Annotated in this window: 18 protein-coding genes and 1 tRNA gene; 14 read left to right on the forward strand and 5 right to left on the reverse strand. The window is 70.9% G+C overall.

The window, feature by feature from the left end; all coding sequences use genetic code 11:
• Nucleotides 1–24 precede the first annotated feature (24 nt).
• From QE392_RS07830 to nusG, 7 genes are all read left to right on the forward strand, one after another.
• On the forward strand, nucleotides 25–1,485 hold the full coding sequence (locus QE392_RS07830) for a flavin monoamine oxidase family protein (protein WP_307450369.1): 1,461 nt from the start codon (nucleotides 25–27) through the stop codon (nucleotides 1,483–1,485).
• Nucleotides 1,482–2,354, forward strand: a complete 873-nt coding sequence (locus QE392_RS07835) for a universal stress protein (protein WP_307450372.1) — start codon at nucleotides 1,482–1,484, stop codon at nucleotides 2,352–2,354. The genes QE392_RS07830 and QE392_RS07835 overlap by 4 nt, the downstream gene beginning before the upstream one ends.
• Entirely contained in the window at nucleotides 2,351–3,907 is a 1,557-nt protein-coding gene (locus QE392_RS07840; protein ID WP_307450374.1) for an APC family permease, read from the forward strand. Before QE392_RS07835 ends, QE392_RS07840 begins: the two co-directional genes overlap by 4 nt.
• A gap of 23 nt (nucleotides 3,908–3,930) precedes the next feature.
• Nucleotides 3,931–5,292, forward strand: coding sequence for an NAD-dependent succinate-semialdehyde dehydrogenase (locus tag QE392_RS07845; RefSeq protein WP_307450377.1), 1,362 nt, complete (start codon nucleotides 3,931–3,933; stop codon nucleotides 5,290–5,292).
• Between the two features lie 644 nt (nucleotides 5,293–5,936).
• Nucleotides 5,937–6,009 (forward strand) — tRNA-Trp (locus QE392_RS07850).
• A 42-nt stretch (nucleotides 6,010–6,051) separates the two neighbouring features.
• Nucleotides 6,052–6,327: a preprotein translocase subunit SecE gene (gene secE / locus QE392_RS07855; protein WP_307450379.1), complete on the forward strand. Its 276-nt coding sequence runs from the start codon at nucleotides 6,052–6,054 to the stop codon at nucleotides 6,325–6,327.
• A gap of 60 nt (nucleotides 6,328–6,387) precedes the next feature.
• Entirely contained in the window at nucleotides 6,388–7,491 is a 1,104-nt protein-coding gene (gene nusG / locus QE392_RS07860) for a transcription termination/antitermination protein NusG (protein WP_307450381.1), read from the forward strand.
• A gap of 962 nt (nucleotides 7,492–8,453) precedes the next feature.
• On the opposite strand, the gene QE392_RS07865 is transcribed toward nusG, so the two are convergent.
• A complete protein-coding gene (locus QE392_RS07865; protein WP_307450384.1) occupies nucleotides 8,454–9,284 on the reverse strand; it encodes a hypothetical protein in 831 nt (276 codons plus the stop codon).
• Between the two features lie 580 nt (nucleotides 9,285–9,864).
• On the opposite strand from QE392_RS07865, the gene rplK reads away from it, so the two are divergent.
• From rplK to QE392_RS07895, 6 genes are all read left to right on the forward strand, one after another.
• Nucleotides 9,865–10,296: a 50S ribosomal protein L11 gene (gene rplK / locus QE392_RS07870; RefSeq protein WP_307450386.1), complete on the forward strand. Its 432-nt coding sequence runs from the start codon at nucleotides 9,865–9,867 to the stop codon at nucleotides 10,294–10,296.
• 11 nt (nucleotides 10,297–10,307) lie between these two features.
• On the forward strand, nucleotides 10,308–11,000 hold the full coding sequence (gene rplA / locus QE392_RS07875; protein ID WP_307450389.1) for a 50S ribosomal protein L1: 693 nt from the start codon (nucleotides 10,308–10,310) through the stop codon (nucleotides 10,998–11,000).
• Between the two features lie 412 nt (nucleotides 11,001–11,412).
• A complete protein-coding gene (locus QE392_RS07880) occupies nucleotides 11,413–12,216 on the forward strand; it encodes an amino acid ABC transporter substrate-binding protein (protein WP_307450391.1) in 804 nt (267 codons plus the stop codon).
• A 133-nt stretch (nucleotides 12,217–12,349) separates the two neighbouring features.
• A complete protein-coding gene (locus tag QE392_RS07885) occupies nucleotides 12,350–13,015 on the forward strand; it encodes an amino acid ABC transporter permease (protein WP_307450393.1) in 666 nt (221 codons plus the stop codon).
• Nucleotides 13,002–13,802, forward strand: a complete 801-nt coding sequence (locus QE392_RS07890; protein WP_307450395.1) for an amino acid ABC transporter ATP-binding protein — start codon at nucleotides 13,002–13,004, stop codon at nucleotides 13,800–13,802. The genes QE392_RS07885 and QE392_RS07890 overlap by 14 nt, the downstream gene beginning before the upstream one ends.
• A 366-nt stretch (nucleotides 13,803–14,168) precedes the next feature.
• Complete coding sequence (locus QE392_RS07895) at nucleotides 14,169–15,212, forward strand: NAD(P)H-dependent flavin oxidoreductase (RefSeq protein WP_307450397.1); 1,044 nt, start codon at nucleotides 14,169–14,171, stop codon at nucleotides 15,210–15,212.
• 95 nt (nucleotides 15,213–15,307) lie between these two features.
• Here the strand turns inward: QE392_RS07895 and QE392_RS07900 are convergent, their stop codons facing one another.
• A complete protein-coding gene (locus tag QE392_RS07900) occupies nucleotides 15,308–15,583 on the reverse strand; it encodes an acylphosphatase (protein ID WP_307450399.1) in 276 nt (91 codons plus the stop codon).
• Between the two features lie 818 nt (nucleotides 15,584–16,401).
• On the reverse strand, nucleotides 16,402–17,118 hold the full coding sequence (locus QE392_RS07905; RefSeq protein ID WP_307450402.1) for a LysE/ArgO family amino acid transporter: 717 nt from the start codon (nucleotides 17,116–17,118) through the stop codon (nucleotides 16,402–16,404).
• A 69-nt stretch (nucleotides 17,119–17,187) separates the two neighbouring features.
• Between QE392_RS07905 and QE392_RS07910 the strand changes: the two genes are divergently transcribed.
• On the forward strand, nucleotides 17,188–18,072 hold the full coding sequence (locus tag QE392_RS07910) for a LysR family transcriptional regulator ArgP (protein ID WP_307450405.1): 885 nt from the start codon (nucleotides 17,188–17,190) through the stop codon (nucleotides 18,070–18,072).
• 2 nt (nucleotides 18,073–18,074) lie between these two features.
• Here the strand turns inward: QE392_RS07910 and QE392_RS07915 are convergent, their stop codons facing one another.
• Both QE392_RS07915 and QE392_RS07920 read right to left on the reverse strand, forming a co-directional pair.
• Nucleotides 18,075–19,094, reverse strand: coding sequence for an NADP-dependent oxidoreductase (locus tag QE392_RS07915; RefSeq protein WP_307450407.1), 1,020 nt, complete (start codon nucleotides 19,092–19,094; stop codon nucleotides 18,075–18,077).
• 595 nt (nucleotides 19,095–19,689) lie between these two features.
• The gene (locus QE392_RS07920) at nucleotides 19,690–20,151 is read right to left on the reverse strand and encodes a MarR family winged helix-turn-helix transcriptional regulator (protein ID WP_307450409.1); all 462 of its coding nucleotides are present in this window, start codon (nucleotides 20,149–20,151) and stop codon (nucleotides 19,690–19,692) included.
• Nucleotide 20,152 lies beyond the last annotated feature (1 nt).

A 20,152-nucleotide genomic window follows, 5' to 3' on the forward strand; every position in this document is an offset into this window, starting at 1 on the left:
ACCCCTGACGAAGAGAGAACACTGATGGATGACATCACCCGCGACGTCGTCGTGATCGGAGCCGGCGCCGCCGGCCTCACCGCCGCCAACGACCTGCGCACGGCCGGACTGTCTGTCGCGGTGCTCGAAGCCCGCGACCGCGTGGGCGGGCGCCTGTGGACCGACACCGTCGAGGGAGCGATGCTCGAGCTCGGCGGCCAGTGGGTCTCGCCCGATCAGCAGGCGCTCATCGACACCGTCGCCGACCTGGGACTGTCGACCTACAGCCGGTACCGCGAGGGCGACAGCGTCTACGTCGGCCCCGACGGCGAGGCGAAGCGCTTCACCGGGGAGATGTTCCCCGTCGCGCCCGAGACCGAGAAGGTCATCGACGAGATCACCGCGCGGCTGGATGCCATGGTGGCCGAGATCGACCCCGACGAGCCGTGGGCGCACCCCAGCGCCGCGGAGTGGGACAAGATCTCGTGGGATGCGTGGCTGCGTCAGCAGACCGACGACGACGAGGCCGTGCGCAACCTCGCCTTCGCCACCGGATCGGCGATGCTCACGAAGCCCACGCACACGTTCTCGCTGCTGCAGTCGCTGCTCATGGCGGCATCCGCGGGGTCGTACTCGCACCTGGTCGACGCCGACTTCATCCTCGACAAGCGCGTCGCGGGGGGCCTTCAGCAGGTGCCCGAGCTGCTCGCCGAGCGGCTCGGCGACGACGTGCTCCTGAACCAGCCCGTGCGACGTATCGTCTGGGGCGGCGATTCCGCTGCGTCGGGTCGCTCCGGCGACTCGGTGACGGGCCGGCGCGTGGACGACCTGCGCGATCTGACCGCCCGTGTCGAGGCCGCGGCCTCCTCGTCCGCGGGCGTCACCGTGATCGCCGACGGGGTGACCGTTCGCGCCCGCTTCGCGATCCTCGCTCTCGCCCCCGTGCTCTACTCGCGCATCTCGTTCGAGCCGCCGCTGCCGCGGCTTCAGCACCAGATGCACCAACACATCTCGATGGGTTTCGTCATCAAGGTGCACGCCGTCTACGACCGCCCGTTCTGGCGCGAGCAGGGCCTGTCGGGCACCGCATTCAGCCCGTACGAGCTGTGCCACGAGGCGTACGACAACACCAACCTCGGCGACGAGCGCGGAACCCTGGTGGGCTTCGTGTCCGACCAGAACGCCGACGACCTCTTCCGCCTGAGCGCCGAGGAGCGCAAGGAGCGCATCCTCGAGTCGCTGTCGCGCTACTACGGACCCGAGGCGAAGAGCCCGGTCGTCTACTACGAGAGCGACTGGGGCACCGAGGAGTGGACGCGCGGCGCCTACGCCGCCAGCTTCGACCTCGGCGGCCTCCACCGCTACGGCGCCGACCTCCGCGAACCGGTGGGCCCGATCCACCTCGCGTGCAGCGACATGGCCGGGGCGGGTTACCAGCACGTCGACGGCGCGATCCGCCAGGGCCACCGCGCGGCGCAGGAGATCCTCGAGCGGACCCGCGGATGAGCATGGACCGCGTCGTCGTCGGGTACACCGCGACCGACGCGGGTGCCGACGCCCTCGCCCTCGGCGCCCGGCTCGGGGCCGCGCTCGACGCAGCGGTCCACGTCGTCGTCGTCCTGCCGTCGGCGGAGGGGAACGTCTCGGTGCCCGTCGACTCCGCGTACGACCGGCTCGTGGCGGACACCGCGCGCGGATGGCTGCGCACGGCGTTGGCGCCGCTTCCCGGCATCCGGGGTCACGTCCGCCACGCCGCGGACGTGTCGGACGGTCTCGTCGCGGCCGCGGAGGAGTTCGGCGCCGGCCTCATCGTCGTCGGTACCGGCGGGGGAGGGCCGCGTGGTCGGCACCGCCTGGGCACGACGGCGGAGCAGCTCGTGCACTCCGCCCCCGTCCCGGTCGCCCTCGCACCGGAGGGCGCGCGCGGGGTCGGCGCGAGCGTCGGGTTGCCGCGGGTGACCGCCGCGATCGGGACCCGTCCCGGCGCCGACGTGCTGCTCGACACCGCCGCGACCCTCGCCCGCCGCACCCACGCTCCGCTCCGGTTGCTGTCGCTCGCGGGCGTCGACCTGCCCGAGCGCGTCGACGCCGGCCTCACCCGCCTGACCGGTCGGACGCACGCCGCGCAGGCGCTGGACGCGGTGCGCGGGTCGCTTCCGTCCGAGGTCCCGGCCGAAGCGGTCGTGGGCACCGGTGACGACATCGAGGACGCCGTGTCGCGCCTCGACTGGCTCCCGGGCGAGGTCGCCCTCGTCGGCTCCAGCCGGCTCGCCCAGCCCCGGCGTCTGTTCCTCGGGTCCACCGCGGGACGCATCCTGCGGGCACTCCCCGTCCCCATGATCGTGGTGCCCCGCACCTCGGAGGCTCTCTCATGACCTCTCGCAGCGACGCGAGCCCCGCTCCCGACAGCGCCGTCACCACCGGTATCTCGAACAAGGGGCTGCGCGTCGGCTCGATCGGCATGATCGGCGCCGTCGTCATCGGCATCTCGACCATCGCCCCGGCGTACACGCTCACCGGTGCCCTCGGCCCCACGGTCTCGGCCGTGGGCTTCCAGGTGCCGGCCATCATCCTCGTGGGCTTCATCCCGATGCTGCTCGTGGCGCTGGGCTACCGCGAACTGAATTCCCGAATGCCGGATGCCGGCACGTCCTTCACCTGGGCGGCCCGCGCCTTCGGGCCGTGGGTCGGCTGGATGGCGGGCTGGGGGCTGGTCGCCGCCACCGTGATCGTGTTGTCGAACCTCGCCGGCATCGCGGTGGACTTCCTCTTCCTGCTCATCGCCCAGATCAGCGGGAACGCCGACATCGCCGAGCTGACCCGCGTCGTCCCGATCAACATCGCGGTGTGCCTGCTGTTCATGTTCCTGGCCACGGTGGTGTCCTACCGCGATCTGCAGACCACGCAGCGCCTGCAGTACGGTCTCGTCGGCTTCCAGGTGCTCGTGCTGCTGGTCTTCGCCGGAGCGGCCGTGGTCGAGATGCTGAACGGCAACGCCTTCGATGCGAGTCCGGTGCAGGCGTCGTGGTTCAACCCGTTCGAGGTGGACTCGTTCAGCTCCTTCGCCGCGGGTCTGTCGCTGTCGATCTTCATCTTCTGGGGGTGGGACGTCATCCTCACCATGAACGAGGAGACGAAAGACCCCGATCGCACTCCGGGGCGCGCCGCCACGGTGACCGTCTTCCTCATCGTCGCGCTGTACCTCCTCATCGCCGTCGCCCTGCTGATGTTCGCCGGCAACGGCACGGGCGCGTTGGGCCTGGGCAACGAGGACATCCAGGAGAACGTCTTCTTCCACCTGTCGGGACCGATCCTCGGACCCCTCGCGTTCCTCGTCTCGCTCGCCGTGCTCACCAGTTCGGCATCCTCCCTCCAGGCGACGTTCGTCGGCCCGGCGCGCACCCTCCTCGCGATGGCCCACTACGGCGCCCTTCCCGCGCGCTTCGCCAAGGTCAGCCCGCGGTTCTTCACGCCCGGCTACGCCACCGTCGTCTCGGCGATCGTCGCCTCGGCGTTCTACGCCGTCATGCGCGTGGTGAGCGAGAACGTGCTGACCGACACCATCACCGCGCTCGGCGCGATGATCTGCTTCTACTACGGCCTGACCGCTTTCGCCTGCGTCTGGTACTTCCGCAAGCAGTGGTTCGACTCGGTGCGCAACGTCTTCCTGACGCTGCTCGCGCCGCTGGTGGGCGGGGTGATCCTCGCGGTGCTGTTCGTCACCACGTTGATCGACAGCGCCGACCCCTCCTACGGCTCGGGCTCCGCGATCGGGGGAGTGGGGCTGGTCTTCGTCATCACGGTGGTCATCATCATGGTGGGAATCGCCCTCATGATCGCCCAGCGCGTGACGAACCCCGCGTTCTTCCGTGGTGAGACCCTGGGACGCGACGCACCCGCCAGTGTCCGCCGCCGCCGCACATCCTGACACCGAAACGACAAGGAGCACCCATGACCGAGTACGCCGTCGTCAATCCCGCCACGGGGGAGACCCTCGCCGAGTATGACACGTTGAGCGACGCCGGGGTCGAGGATGCCATCGCCTCCGCGCACGAGGGATATCGCGTCTGGTCGCGAACGGCTCCGAGCGAGCGCGCTGCGGCTCTGCGACGCGTGGCGGAGCTGCACCGCGAGCGTCGCGACGAGCTCGCGGCGATCATCGTGCGCGAGATGGGCAAGCCGCTCGAGGCGGCCCTGGGCGAGGTCGACTTCGCCGCCGACATCACCGAGTACTACGCCGACAACGTCGACAAGATCACCGGTGACAGCCCGCTGGACATCCTCGGGGAGGGCACGGCTGTGATCCGTCGCTCGCCGCTGGGCGTGCTGCTGGGGATCATGCCGTGGAATTTCCCGTACTACCAGGTGGCCCGGTTCGCCGCCCCCAACCTGGCGGTCGGCAACACGATCCTGCTCAAGCACGCGCCGCAGTGCCCGGAGTCGGCCGAGGCGCTGCAGGCGATCTACGACGACGCCGGGCTTCCCTCGGGCGCCTACGTCAACATCCGCGTGACCAATGATCAGGCGGCGACGATCATCGCCGACCGCCGTGTGCAGGGCGTGTCGGTGACGGGCTCGGAGCGCGCCGGTGCGGCCGTCGCCGAGATCGCGGGCCGCCACCTCAAGAAGGTCGCGCTGGAGCTCGGCGGCTCCGACCCGTTCATCCTGCTCTCCACGGACGACCTGGATGCCGCGGTGCAGGCCGCCGTCGATGCCCGCCTCGACAACAACGGCCAGTCGTGCAACGCGGCGAAGCGGTTCATCGTGATCGACGACCTGTACGACGCGTTCGTGGAGAAGTTCGCGGCGGCTCTCGGCGACGCCAAGGTGGGCGACCCGTTCGCCGTCGACACCGTGCTGGGTCCGCTGTCGTCGCTGGCCGCGGCAGAGCGCCTGGACGAGCAGGTGCAACGCGCCGTCTCGCAGGGCGCCACTGTCGTCGTCGGCGGCACACGCGACGGGGCGTACTACCCCGGCACGGTGCTCACCGGCGTCACGAGCGACATGGACGCCTACGGCGAGGAGTTCTTCGGCCCGGTCGGGACGGTCTACCGCGTCGCCGATGAGGACGAGGCGGTCGCCCTCGCCAACGACACCGGCTACGGCCTGGGCTCGTACGTCTTCACGACGGATGCCGCGCAGGCCGAGCGCATCGCCGACAGGATCGAGGCCGGCATGGTCTACGTCAATGTCGTCCTCGCCGACTCGCCCGAGTTGCCGTTCGGCGGCGTCAAGCGATCCGGCACCTCGCGGGAGATGGGCCTGCTCGCCGCGGACGAGTTCGTCAACAAGAAGCTCATCCGCACGGCCTGAGCTGCGGAAGGTCCCCCGGTCCGGTTCGCCGGGCCGGGGGACCGTTCGTTTCGGCGGGTGCGGGCGTGTGGGTCGGTCCGGCGTCACGCTGCGGTGGGTTCGGCGGTGTCCGTCGGTTCCGTTTCGTGAGGCGTCTCGCTGCGGTGGGGACGGGCGGTGTCCGTCGGTTCCGTTTCGTGAGGCGTCTCGCTGCGGTGGGGACGGGCGGTGTCCGTCGGTTCCGTTTCGTGAGGCGTCTCGCTGCGATGGGGACGGGCGGTGTCCGTCGGTTCCGTTTCGTGAGATTGGGGGACCGTTCGTATCGCCGGGTGCGGGCGGTGTATGTCGGTCGCGTTTCGTGAGGCGTCTCGCTGCGGTGGGTTCGGCGGTGTCCGTCGGTCCCGTTTCGTGAGGTTGGGGGTTGTTCGTATCGGCGGGTGCGGGCGGTGTCTGTCGGCCCGGTTCGCCAGGTCGGGGGACATTCCGGAGTGGCGGGTGCGGGCGGTGTCGGCCGGCTCGGTTCGCCAGGCCGGGGGACATGGCATAGACTGGGGAGTGCAGTCGAAATCTGCATTCTTTCGCCGTGCCCTCGGGTACGCGGCATCCTCCCCTGAGAGATCCATGCGGAAGCGTGCGGTTTCGAATCCTGGATCCTTCGGGATCTTAGGGCGGTAGCTCAATTGGCAGAGCAGCGGTCTCCAAAACCGCAGGTTGCAGGTTCGATTCCTGTCCGCCCTGCGCACAGCGCACGCTGGCACAGAGACAGACCAAGGTGGTTCGATGACGCAGGACGAAGCGAGTGGCGAGCTCGTCGCCGAGCGCGGCGCCCCCCGTGAGAAGAAGCTGAACTTCTTCGCGCGGATCGCCCTCTTCATCCGTCAGGTCTTCGCAGAGCTCCGCAAGGTCGTCACCCCGACCCGGCAGGAGCTGCTGAAGTTCACCGCCGTGGTCCTCGGTTTCGTCGTCGTCATGATGGCGATCGTCTACGGCCTCGACGTGCTGTTCGTGTGGATCACCACCGCCGTCTTCGGCGTCCCCGGTACCGCCGGCGCCTGACCGGCGCTCGTGCGGACGTGCGGCGCCAAGAGCGGCCGCCTCTGAACGGAAGAGATCACAGTGTCTGAAAGATATGTCGACGACGCCGATTGGGCGACGGCAGCCGAGCAGTCCAGCGAGGACGACGAAGCCCAGGAGGGCAACGTGCTCGAGTCTCAGGAGCGCGCCTCCGACTCGGCCGAGCACTCCGCCGTGCACATCGTGGACGACGAGGCCGATGTCGACGACGCCGACCTCACCGACATCGACATCACCGACCCGGAGGCGGACGCCATCGTGAATGACGCTCTCGAGATCGACGAGACCAGCGAGGCCGAGGCCGCGGCCGAGGTCCTGAACGACTCCCTTGCGGAGGAGCAGGCCGAAGAGGCCGCCGACGCCGCCGACGAGGTCACCCCCTACGACGGCCCCGACGTCAACGGCGAGCCCGACGAGCCCGTGCTCGACGAGGAGTTCGTCGACGAGGTCTCAGCCGCGGCATCCGTGGTCGACGACGTCGAAGCATCCGAGTCGCCCGCCGACGCCGCCGAGGACGAGGACATCGACCCCTACGACGCGTTCCGCGCCGAACTGCGCTCGCTGCCGGGCAAGTGGTACGTCATCCACTCCTACGCCGGTTTCGAGCGCAAGGTGAAGGCCAACATTGAGCAGCGCAAGTCGACGCTCGAGGTCGAGGACGACATCTACCAGATCGAAGTCCCGATGGAAGACGTCGTCGAGATCAAGAACGGCCAGCGCAAGATGGTCAACCGCGTGCGCATCCCCGGCTACGTGCTGGTGCGCATGGACCTCAACGAAGACACCTGGTCGGTCGTGCGTCACACGCCCGGTGTGACGGGCTTCGTGGGCAACGCCCACAACCCCACGCCGCTGCGTTTCGAAGAGGCCTTCAACATGCTGAAGAGCTTGGTCGAGGTCAAGGAGTCCGCTCCCGCCAAGGCCGGTGCCGCCAAGGGCTCGCCCACGGCGCAGCGCGTCATCCCCGCCGAGGTCGACTTCGAGACCGGCGAGACGATCACGATCAAGGAGGGCTCGTTCGCGGGTCTTCCCGGCACGATCAGCGAGATCAAGCCCGAGAGCGGCAAGCTCACCGTGCTCGTGTCGCTCTTCGAGCGCGAGACCCCCGTCGAGCTGTCGTTCGACCAGGTCACCAAGATGGTCTGACGCCTCCGCGCATCCCTCGCGAACGCCCCGCCCGGCTCCGTCGGCGGGGCGTTCGCCGTTTCGCGTCGCCGTTCGGAGCCGCGCCCGGTGGCATCCTCCGGGCCGTCGCGGACGACTACCGTGCCCGCCGCGCGGGCGCGGACGGCTACCGTGCCGCGCCGCGCCGTCGCGGACGGCTACCGTGCCGCGCCGCGCCGGCGTGCCCGCCCGGCTGGCGTCGTGTCCTGCTGGTGTCGTGCCCGGCGGGCGTGGTGCCCGGCGGGCGTGGTGCGGATTGCGGGCCTGCTTTGTCACGCATAAACACGAATCCAGCGCGGAAACACGCTGGCACCGTGTTTCCGCGCACGGATCGTGTTTATGCGTGCCGCGCCGCGCGGGCGTGCCGCGCCGGGAGGGCGTGCCCCGCGGGGAGGGCGTGCCCGGCCCGGCTGGCGTCGCGCCCGGTCCGGCTGGCGTCGTGCCCGGCGGGCGGCGCGCCCGGTCCGGCTGGCGTCGTGCCCGGCTGGCGGCGCGCCCGGTCCGGCTGGCGTCGTGCCCGGCTGGCGGCGCGCCCGGGCGGCTGTATCGGGTGGGCGTCGTGCGGGTCGCGGGCCTGTCTTGTCACGCATAAACACGATTCCTGCGCGGAAACACGCTGGCATCGTGTTTCTGTGCACGGATCGTGTTTATGCGTGCCGCGCCGGGAGGGCGTCGTGCGCGGAGCGCTGTGCCCGGCGGGCACCTGCGGGTCGTGGGCGCGTCCTCCTAGGCATAAACACGATCTCTGCGCGTAAACACGCTGGCATCGTGTTTCTGTGCACGGATCGTGTTTATGCGTGCCGCGCCGGGGGTGCGTCGTGCGCGGAGCGCTGTGTCCGGCGGGCACCTGCGGGTCGTGGGCGCGTCCTCCTAGGCATAAACACGATTTCTGCGCGTAAACACGCTGGCACCGTGTTTCTGCGCACGGATCGTGTTTATGCCCGTCAGACAGAGCGCGCGTTGCGACCCACCGACGCGAGCGCTGCCGCTTCTTCGCGCCGCATCGGAATCAGCCCCGCTGCCAGCAGCGCGGAACGCAGACCCTCGACGCCGAGGGCTCCCGCGTAATCCCAGCGCGCGATGTGCCAGCCCGCCCGCCGGAGCGCGTCTTCGCGTCGCTTCTCGGCGCGAAGGGTTTCCGCAGCCTCGTCACCGCGGTACTTGACCCACCCGTCCGACTCTCCGATCACCTTCTGCTCCGGCCAGCAGAAGTCCGATCGATACGTGTGGCCGTCGAGGCGATGCTCCATCTGCAGGGTCGGGCGGGGGAACCCGCACCACTCGATGACGACGCGGCTGATGGATTCCCCGACGGACTCCGAGAGCGGCGTGCACCGGCTCAAGGCCCAGGTCATGCGTCGAAGACCGAAAGCGTTCCGCTGAAGGGAGCCGTGATGAAGCAGGTCGGAGGCGGAAAGGCCGAACATCCGCGCCGCCGCGTCGGCGACGGCGACCGCCAGTGCCGGTGGCAACGCGCGGGCGAGGTCGACGACGACATCCTCGACGGCGTTGATCCGGATGCCGGCCGTCTCGCATGTCCTCCGCTCGTCGGCACTCGTGTGCACCGTCACGTCGCCGTACCTGGCCGACCGTGAGCGGCGGCCGTCGAAGATGTGGATCGCGCGGGGATGACCGAAGATCGGCAGTCCGAGGAGTGCAGCGGCCGACTCGTGTGAGAACACGGCGTCGCGGCGTGACGTTGCGAACGCGTGGACGCGGGCCAGATAACGCTCCCACGGCGCCAGCTGCTCCCACCTGCTGCGGATCGTGTACACGCCGGGGCGAACGCGGATCAGCGATCTGTCGCGTGAGGGCGGAGGCCCCGAGAGCCGTCCGCCGGCGGCGCGAACCAGCGGCACCGGTGATGCACGAAGCGGGAGAGGAGTGGCATCCATTGAGCGAGGGTGGCAGGTTCGGGCAGGTCGTGGGGGCGCCCTGTGGACAACGGCGCCGCCCGAGCGAGAACTTTCTCCAAGTGCGAGCCGGTTGAGAGCGCGAAGCCACATAAACACGGTTCGTGCGCGGACACACGCCGTCGACGTGTTTCTGCGCACGGATTGTGTTTATGCGTGATGGCGGGCGGGCGCGAGCGAGGGCAGGGGTGGGCGGGCGGGCGCGAGCGGCGGGCGGGCGCGAGCAATGCGTGGGCGCGATGAGCAGGGGCGGGCGCGGGCGGTGAGCGGCGGTGGACGCGCGTCGACGCGGGCGGGGAGGAAGGTGATGGATGCCGGGAGGCGCGGCATCCCGTACAATGAGGAGGTTGCGTGCGTCAGTGCGCGACGACCGCTGCCCGGAACCGCCGGGTGTGCGGGAGAGAGGGAGCCGCGAGGCCCCCGCTCGAGAGAGGAAAAGGATATGGCACCCAAGAAAAAGGTGACCGGCCTGATCAAGCTCCAGATCAAGGCCGGCGCGGCCAACCCCGCGCCGCCGATCGGTCCGGCGCTCGGTCAGCACGGCGTCAACATCATGGAGTTCTGCAAGGCGTACAACGCGGCGACCGAGGCCCAGCGCGGCAACGTCATCCCCGTTGAGATCACCGTCTACGAGGACCGCAGCTTCACGTTCATCCTGAAGACGCCCCCCGCCGCCGAGCTCATCAAGAAGGCCGCCGGCCTGGCAAAGGGCTCGCCGACGCCGCACACCACCAAGGTCGGCAAGCTGACCAAGGAGCAGGTCCGCGAGATCGCCACCACGAAGCAGCCCGACCTGAACGCGAACGACCTCGAGGCCGCCTCGAAGATCATCGCCGGCACCGCCCGTTCCATGGGCATCACGGTCGAGGACTGAGGGAGATAACAATGGCTACCAAGTCCAAGGCATTCCGCGCCGCTGCTGAGAAGATCGCGGCCGACACGTTCTACACCCCCGCCGAGGCCGTCGCCCTGGCGAAGGAGACCGGCTCGAAGAAGTTCGACTCGACCGTCGAGGTCGCGCTGAAGCTCTCGGTCGACCCCCGTAAGGCCGACCAGATGGTCCGCGGCACGGTCATCCTGCCCCACGGCACGGGTAAGACCGCGCGCGTCATCGTCTTCGCCAACGGCCCCGCAGCCGAGGCGGCTCTCGCCGCCGGCGCCGACGAGGTCGGTGGCACGGACCTCATCGAGAAGGTCGCCGCCGGTTACACGTCGTTCGACGCCGCCGTCGCCACGCCCGAGCTCATGGGCCAGGTCGGTCGCCTCGGTAAGGTCCTCGGACCCCGCGGCCTCATGCCGAACCCCAAGACCGGCACCGTGACCCCCAACCCGGCCAAGGCCGTCGAGGAGATCAAGGGCGGAAAGATCGAGTTCCGCGTCGACAAGCACGCCAACGTGCACTTCGTCGTCGGCAAGGCGTCGTTCTCGGCCGAGCAGCTCGACGAGAACCTGAAGGCCGCGCTCGAGGAGATCGTCCGCCTCAAGCCGTCGAGCTCGAAGGGCCGTTACATCCAGAAGGGCGCCGTCTCGACCACCTTCGGTCCCGGCATCCCGCTGGACGTCAACGTCCTCGTCTGACGTCCGCGTCATCCGGAAGCCCCGCTGCGCCTCGCGCCGGCGGGGCTTCCGCATCCCCGGCCCCGGCCGCTTCTCGCACCGCCCGCCACGTCGCGCGCGCACCGCCCGCCACGTCGCGCGCACCGCGCGCCCGCCGCGCCGCGTCGCGCGCATCGCCGGACCGCCGAACCGTGTCGCGCGCATCGCCGGACCGCCGCGCCGCGCGCACCGCGCATCCCGCCGCATCGCGTCCATCGCCGCACCACCGCATCGCGTCCACCGTGTGAGAGCACCCGCGCCTACGCACCATCCGCGCACGATCGTGCAACTCGGCGTCATCCGGGAAGAGACCGGCGAACGCCCGTGTTGTCATGGAGGGCGCCCCGCGCCATCCCCCTCACACCTGCCCCACATCACCATGTCTGGAACAGCTATGCCCCGTCGCCGTTTGACCGTCCTCGCCGCCACCCTGGGCCTGAGCGCCCTCGCGCTGACCGCCTGCAGCGGCGGCACGACCTCCGAGACCTCCGGAGCCGGCTCCGAGTACGACCTCGTCTCCGACGGCACGCTCACCGTCGCCACCGAGGGCACCTACCGCCCGTTCTCGTACCACGAGGGCGCGGGGGAGCTCACCGGCTTCGACGTCGAGATCGCCCAGGCCGTCGCCGACAAGCTCGGTCTCGAGGTGCGCTTCCAGGAGACCCAGTGGGATGCCATCTTCGCCGGCCTCGAGGCGGGACGCTTCGACGTCATCGCCAACCAGGTGTCCATCAACCCGGAGCGCGAGGAGAAGTACACCTTCAGCTCGCCGTACACCGTCTCGCGCGGCGTGATCGTCACGACGGAGGACGACTCCGCGATCTCGAGCTTCGCCGACCTGTCGGGCAAGACCACCGCGCAGTCGCTCACGAGCAACTGGTACGAGCTGGCCACCGAGAGCGGCGCCCAGGTCGAGGCCGTCGAGGGCTGGGCGCAGGCCGTCGCTCTGCTGAAGCAGGGCCGTGTGGATGCCACCATCAACGACCAGCTCACCTACCTCGACTACGAGAAGACGAACAGCCCGACCGGCCTGAAGATCGCCGCCGAGACCGAGGACACCTCCGAGAGCGCTTTCGCGTTCAAGAAGGGTCAGGATGCTCTCGCCGAGGCCGTCGACGGCGCGCTGGAGGAGTTGCGCGCCGACGGGACGCTCGCCGAGATCAGCCAGAAGTACTTCGGCGCCGACGTCACGCAGTAAGCGTCCCGCTGTAAACCCCCGCGGATCGATCGCCTCCCGCCCGTAGCGTGGGCGGCGGTCGGTCCGCGTCCGCGTGTGCGCGAGCGCCCGTGCGAAACATCCGGGCGGTGCGCCCGCAGGAGGAAGGAGGCCCATGAACGACGTCTGGACGCTGATGCTCGATTCGTTCTGGCCGATGGTACGGGCGGGGCTGCAGGGGACCATCCCGCTGTCCTTGGCCTCATTCGCGATCGGCCTTGTGATCGCACTCTTCATGGCGCTGCTGCGCCTCTCGCCCAACGTGGTGCTGTCGGGCATCGCCCGCTTCTACATCTCGATCATCCGCGGCACCCCCTTGCTGGTGCAGCTTTTCGTGATCTTCTACGGTCTGCCCGCGGTCGGACTGACGATCGACCCGTTCCCCGCGGCCGTGATCGCCTTCTCGCTCAACGTCGGCGGGTACGCGGCGGAGGTCATCCGGGCGGCCATCCTGTCGGTGCCGCGCGGGCAGTGGGAGGCGGCGCACACCGTCGGTCTCTCCCCGGCCAAGACGCTGACGCGGATCATCCTCCCGCAGGCCGCGCGGGTATCGGTGCCGCCCTTGTCAAACACGTTCATCTCGCTCGTGAAGGACAGCTCGCTGGCATCCCTCATCCTGGTCTCGGAGCTCTTCCGCCAGGCGCAGAACATCGCGGCCTTCTCGTACGAGTTCATGGCCGTATACCTCGAGGCGGCGCTCATCTATTGGCTGTTCTGCCTCGTGCTGTCGTTCGGTCAGAATGCCCTCGAGAAGAGATTGGACCGCCATGTCGCCCGTTGACTCCCCGCTCCTCAAGGTCGGAGGGCTGGAGAAGAGCTTCGGCGCCAATCAGGTCCTGGCCGGCGTCGACCTCGAGGTGCGTCGCGGCGACGTGCTCGTGCTCATCGGACCGTCGGGTTCGGGCAAGACCACGGTGCTGCGCTGCCTGAACGGCCTGGAGACCCCGGATGCCGGAATCGTGTCGTTCGAGGGAGGTCCCACGGTCGACTTCTCGGCGAAGGTGACGAGGGTCGATCGGACCGCGCTACGCGACCGCTCCGCGATGGTCTTTCAGCACCACAACCTCTTCCCGCACCTGACGGTGATCCAGAACGTCATCGAGGGGCCTGTGCAGGCGCACGGGGTACGGAAGGCTGACGCGATCGACCGCGCCGAGGCGCTGCTCGCGCGCGTCGGCCTGGCGGAGAAGCGCGACGCGTATCCGTCCGAGCTCTCCGGCGGTCAGCAACAGCGGGTGGGGATCGTGCGCGCCCTGGCGCTGCAGCCGCAGCTGCTGCTGTTCGACGAGCCCACCAGCGCGCTCGATCCCGAGCTCGTCGGCGAGGTGCTGATCGTGCTGCGCGAACTCGCCGACGAGGGGTGGACGATGGTCATCGTCACGCATGAGCTCGGCTTCGCCCGGGAGGTCGCCGACGAGGTGCTCTTCTTCGACGAGGGGGTCATCGTGGAGCGCGGAGCGCCCTCGGAGCTGCTGCGTCACCCGAAGAAGGAGCGCACCCGGCGGTTCCTCGACCGGCTTCTCCGGCCCCTCGACGGGCCCGGTTCCGTGTCGGGCGACGACGCGTAGCGGCGGTTCGCGTCGACCTCCGGTGTGCCCCTCGACGCCCCCGTCGCCCGCCGTCGGGCGACGCGTCACGGCGCGCCCCGTCCGGCGTCTGCGTTGCATCGAGAGTTCCTGTCCTTCGTCGCGGGACGACGCGCACCGGCGCTCCGCGTCTGCCTCCGTGTGGTTCATCGCCGGCTCGCGTGGCGCGGGGCGACGAGTACCGGCGCTTCTGTCGGGCTCCCACGCCCCCTCGACGGTCCCGGTCCGGCGTGGGGTGACGACGTGTCGCGGCTCCTCGTGTCGGGCTTCGACGTGTTCCTCGGACTCCCCGCCGCGCGGCGTGGGGCGAGACGTCGCACTGTCGGAGGTGCGGAGTAGCGTCGGAGCATGCGCCGCCTCGAACGCCTTCTCGGTCTCGACACCCCGATCGTCCTCGGTCCGTTCGGCGGGCTCTCGTCGGTCGCGCTGACCGCCGCGGTGAGCGACGGCGGCGGCCTCGGTTCCTTCGGGCTCTACGGCTACTCGCCGGAGCGCATCCACGAGGCCGTCGGTGCGCTGCGCGCGGCGACGCGGGGCCCGATCGCCGTCAATCTGTGGTGGCCTCGCGGCGACGAGGTCACGCCCGCCGACGTTGATGTCGCCCCCTTCCTCCGCGCCGCCGAGCCTCTCTATTCCGCGGCGGGCGTCGATCTGCCCGAGACCCCGGCATCCTTCATGCCCGCGCTCACTGACCAGCTCGACGCCGTCTTCGCCGCGCGCCCCGATGTGCTGAGCGTCGTCTTCGGGATCCCGGATGCCGACACCCTCGCGCGAGCCGGAGAGCGCGGCATCCGCGTCATCGGCGCGGCCACGTCGGTCGCCGAAGCGGTGGCGCTCGAGACCGCCGGGGTCGACGCGGTCGTCGCGACCGGGGCGGAGGCGGGCGGCCACCGGGTGTCGTTCCTGCGCGACCCGGGGCAGTCGCTCGTCGGAACGTTCGGGCTGGTGCCCCAGGTCGTGGATGCGGTGAAGATCCCGGTGATCGCGGCCGGCGGGATCGCCGACCGCCGCGGCGTCGCGGCGGCCTTCGCCCTGGGGGCGTCGGGTGTGCAGGTCGGCACGGCGTTCCTGCGCACCCGTCAGTCCGCGGCGACGGCGGGTCATCGGGAGGCGATCGCGGCGGCGGCCGACACCGACACCGTGCTGACGACGGCGATGAGCGGGAGGCTGGCCCGTGGCATCCCGAACCGTGCGATGCGCGAACTCGAGGCGACCGGCATGATCGCACCGTTCCCGGCGCAGAACTGGCTCACCGGGGTGTTCCGCGCTGCGGCGACGGCCGCGGGCGACGCCGACCTCGTGTCGCTGTGGGCCGGGCAGGCGGCCGGTCTCGCACGTCTCGACGACGCGGGGGAGGTGCTCGCCGAGCTGCGCGCGGGCGTGCCCGCTTAGCCCCGGCGCCGGCCGCGAACGTTCCCCCTGGTCTCGACGTGGGTCGCGGGCGTTCCCGCCTGGTCTGGACGTGGGTCGCGGGTGCCGGGATGGCCTCAGACGGTCGCGCGAATCTCGAAGGCGTCCGGCGCTGTCGCCTCTGTGTCGGCGACGTCCACGCTGGTGACCTCGGCCGATGGTGGGCCCGTGTGCGCCCAGGCGACCAGGGCGTCGACGGCGGCCTCGTCACCGGCGACCAGCGCCTCGACCGCGCCGTCGCGACGATTGCGCACCCAGCCCCGGACCCCCAGGCGCTCTGCTTCGTTGCGCAGCGAGAAGCGGAACCCGACGCCCTGCACCTGGCCTCGTACCGTGATCGTCACCGTCGGCATGGGGACATTCTCGCCCATGGGGCGGCGGGGCGGTCTCAGGACGGCGGGGCGGTCTCGGAGGGCGGCGGCGGGGCGGTGGCGGCTCTGTCCAGCGACGCGGTTGGTGGCCCCGGGGCGCTGTACGTGGCCCCGGGGCCACGAACGCGCGAGCGGCGCGGTGATTCCGGTGTGCCGCACCCGCTCGCGGCGGCGGCGGCGGGGCGGTGGCTCGGTCTTTCGGCGCGGTTGGTGGCCCTGGGGCGCTGTACGTGGCCCCGGGGTCACGAACGCGCGAGCGGAGCGGTGCTTCCGATGTGCGCACTCGCTCGCGGCGGCGGCGGGGCGGTGGCTCGGTCTCTCGGCGCGGTTGGTGGCCCCGGGGCGCTGTGCGTGGCCCCGGGGCCACGAACGCGCGAGCGGCGCGGTGATTCCGGTGTGCCGCACTCGCTCGCGGCGGCGGCGGTGGGGCGGCGGCTCGGTCTCTCGGCGCGGTTGGTGGCCCCGGGGCGCTGTACGTGGCCCCGGGGCCACGAACACGCGAGCAGAACGGTGATTCCGATCTGCCGCCCCGAGCGCCCGCTCGACGGCGAGCTCCATCGCGCGCCGCCGCCCTTGCCCGCCGCCGTCCCGAAACGCCGTCGTTCCCGCGGCCCACCCGCCGTCGCGCCGCCGCCCTCGCCCCCGATGCCCGCCCTCGCCCGCCGCCGTCCCGAAACGCCGCCGTTCCCGCGGCTCACCCGCCGTCGCGCCGCCGCCGTCGCCCCCGATGCCCGCCGTCGTGCCGACGCCCGCCGTCGTGCCGATGCCCGCCGTCCCCGAACACCGCCGCCGGCGACGGGTCAGTGCGGCAGCACCAGCGACAGGGCGATGGCGAACATCACGACGGCGATGACGGCGTCGAGGACGCGCCACGCGCGCGGGGTATCGAGCCACCGGCCGAGGGAGCGCGCGCCGAAGCCGAGGGCCGAGAACCACACGACACTCGCGATGCACGCGCCGATTGCGAACGACCACCGACCGTCGCCGTGCGTGGACGCCACCGAGCCGAGCAGGAAGACCGTGTCGAGGTACACGTGCGGGTTGAGCCACGTCAGCGCGAGGCACGTCAGGAGCGCGGCGGCGAGCGAGGTGCGGGTGGCCGCCGTCGTGGGGGTGCCGACCGCGGTGCCGGTGCCGACGGTGCGGGCGCCGGCGGTGGATCCGCTGCGGATCGAAGTGGCGTCGGCATCCGGAGCCGCGGGGCTCGCGGCGGTCGCGCGCAGCGTCTCCCCGCTCGGGCGCATGGCCCTCCGCACCGCGAAAACGCCGTAGCCGATGAGGAAGGCGGCACCCGCCCACCGCGCGACGACGATGAGCCAGGGCACCGCCTGCAGCACGAGCCCGATCCCCGAGACACCGAGCAGGATCAGCACCGCATCCGACACCGCGCAGACCGCGACGACGGGGAGCAGGTGCTCGCGCCGCATGCCCTGGCGCAGGACGAACAGGTTCTGGGCGCCGATGGCGACGATGAGGGAGAAACCGAGGCCGAGGCCGGCGAACAGCGGGGTGAGCACTCCTCGACGCTAGAGCGCATACTCCACAAAGGACAGCTCATGATTCTGCAGGACCATTAGCATCGCTTCATGTCGATACCTCTCGATCTCGCCCGCACGTTGGCCGTCGTGGTGGAGGAGGGAACATTGGATGCCGCGGCGCGCCGCCTGCACGTCACCCCGTCCGCGGTGAGCCAGCGCGTGCGCGCGCTCGAGGACCAACTCGGCCGGGTGGTGCTCGTGCGATCCAAACCCGTGCGCACCACCGAGGCCGGCGATGCGGTCGTCCGCCTCGCTCGCCAGCTCGAACTGCTCGAGCACGACGCGCTGGCCGCGATGGGCGCCGAGGGCGGGACGGTGGCATCCGTTCCCCTCGCCGTGAACGCGGACTCGCTCGCGACGTGGTTCCTCCCGCCGCTGGCCCGGGTGGCCGCCCGCCGCGCCGTCGTGTTCGACCTGCACCGCGACGATCAGGACTTCACCGCGGGCCTGCTGGAGTCGGGCACCGTCATGGCCGCTGTCACCTCGCGGGAGGCGCCGGTCGCCGGATGCCGGGTCCGACGGCTCGGCGTGTTGCGATACGAAGCGGTGGCCACCGCGGACTTCGCGGCGCGGTGGTTCCCCGCGGGCGTCGACGGCGATGCCCTGGCCGCGTCGCCCCTGGTCGACTTCGACCGGCGCGACGACCTGCAGACGCGGTGGTTGACGCGGCGCGGCGTCGCCCCGGGTGCCCCACCGCGGCACCGGGTTCCGGCATCCCAGGACTTCGCCATCGCCATCGAGCTCGGGCTCGGATGGGGTCTGCTGCCCGGCTTCCAATCCGCGGCGGGTCTGGCGGCGGGCACGCTCGTGCGGCTGGGGGAGGACCCGATCGACGTGCCGCTGTACTGGCAGCAGTGGAACCTCACGTCGCCGCTCCTCGACGACGTCGCGGATGAGATCGTCGAGGAGGGACGCCGCGTGCTCGCGGTGTGAGGTCAGTCGTCGCTGACGCGCAGCACGATCTTGCCCCGCGTGTGACCGCGTTCGAGCTCGAAGTGCGCGGCTGCGGCGTCGGCCAGATCGAACACCCGGTCGACGTACACTCGCACCGCACCGGAGTCGAGGAGCCGGGCGATGGTCGCGAGCGCTCCGCCGTCGGGGATGGTCTTGTAGTCCGTGGAGCGGATGCCGCGGGCCGCGGCCGCCTCACGGAACCCCGGCCAGGCGCCGGTCGGTACTTCGATGAGCATGCCGCCCGGGCGGATGACCTCGAGCGAGCGCGTGCCGGTGTCGTCGGAGACGTTGCCGATGAGGTCGATGACGACATCCACGTCAGCCACGACGTCTTCGAAACGCGTGGAGGTGTAGTCGACGACCTCGGCGGCCCCGAGCTCCCGCAGCCACGAGAGGTTGCGGGGAGAACCTGTCGCGATCACGTGCGCCCCGAAGTAGGCGGCGAACTGTACCGCGAAGTGGCCGACCCCGCCGCCGCCGGCGTGGATGAGGATGCGCTGGCCCTGGTGGGCGAGCGCCGTCTCGACGACGAGGCCCCACGCGGTGAGCGCCGCCAGGGGGACACCGGCCGCCTCGACGTGCGACAACGACAGCGGCTTCCGCGCCAGGGAAAGCGTCGGCACCACGACGTACTCGGCGTACGTGCCGCCCGTGCGGGGGACGGCGGCCATCCCGTAGACCTCCGTGCCCACGGGGAACGGGTGCGCATCGAAGGGCGTGCGCACCACGACGCCGCTCACGTCGAGTCCGAGGACGGACGGCCACGCGTCGATCGCCGCCGACATTCCGCGGCCGGCTCGGGTCTTCGCGTCGATGGGGTTCACCCCCGCGGCGACCACGCGGACCAGCACCTCGCTGAGCACCGGCGTGGGCACCGGGATACGCGCGGACCGGAGCACCTCGCTCGATCCCGGAGCGTCGAAGACGACCGCGTCCATCGTCTCGGGCACCGCGGGAGCGGGATGGAGGGTGGTCTCGGGACGCGTCGATCGAAATCTCATCGGGCGCTCTCTCTCGCGGTTCGTTCGCATGTCGCTGCGACTCCGCCGCGACCATCCCAGTCAATCGCGCCATTGTCTCGGCGGTGTTTCGCCGCCGTCACCGTGTCGCGACGCTCCGAGCACGCCGATAGTTCAGTGGATGACACCCCGCCGCCCAGCGATGACGCCCGCACGGCCCGCCGAGGCGGCCCGGCAGTGACGCCCGCACGGCCTGCCGAGGTAGGCCGTCGGTGACACCGACGGGGCCGCGGAGGTTGCTCGGCGATGACGCCCGCATGGTCCGCCGAGGCGGCCCGGCGATGATGCCCGCACGGCCCGCCGAGGCGGCCCGGCGGTAACGCCCGCACGGCCCACCGAGGCGGCCCGGAGATGACGCCCGCCGACACCGCGCGGCGATGACGCCCGCATGGCCCGCCGACGCCGCCCGCGATGACGTCCGCGGGGCCGGTCGCCAGAGAGGATGTGGTCTCACGGATGCCGGCACCGCGGCATCCTGTGTCGTCGACGGCGGCGTGCCGTGCGGATGCCGGCATCGCGGCATCCGGTGTCGTCGACGGCGGCGTGCGGCAACGGATGCCGCCCGCGCGCACGGCGATCAGTCGCGGGCGGGGACCTCGCCCACCGCGAGGGCGTGCAGCAGCGTCGAGAGGTGGCGGATCTCGTCGACGGACCAGTCGGACATCGCCTCGTACAGCCGGCTCTGGTGCGGTGCGCGGGCCTCGGCGAGCCGCTGATGGCCCACCTCCGTGACCGCGATCAGACGGGAGCGCCTGTCGTTCGGGTCGGGCGTGCGGGTGACGAGACCCAGCTCTTCGAGCTCGGTGATCGACCGGCTGAGGAAGCCCTTGTCGGCGGCGAGACGCTCGGCAAGCGCCGACAGCGTGAGCGGGCCGAAGCGACTGACGACCGACAACGCTTTGAAGGTCGCGGGCAGCATCCCGGGGCTCACCCGTTCCGCGGCCTCGGAGACGAAGCGGCGGAACACGGTCATGAGCTCCGAGAACGACGACTCCAGGGCCTGCACGGCCTCGCGGCGGTCGTCGGTCACGTCGCTCATC

It is taken from the genome of Microbacterium proteolyticum (assembly GCF_030818075.1).
Classification (GTDB): Bacteria; Actinomycetota; Actinomycetes; order Actinomycetales; family Microbacteriaceae; genus Microbacterium; species Microbacterium proteolyticum_A.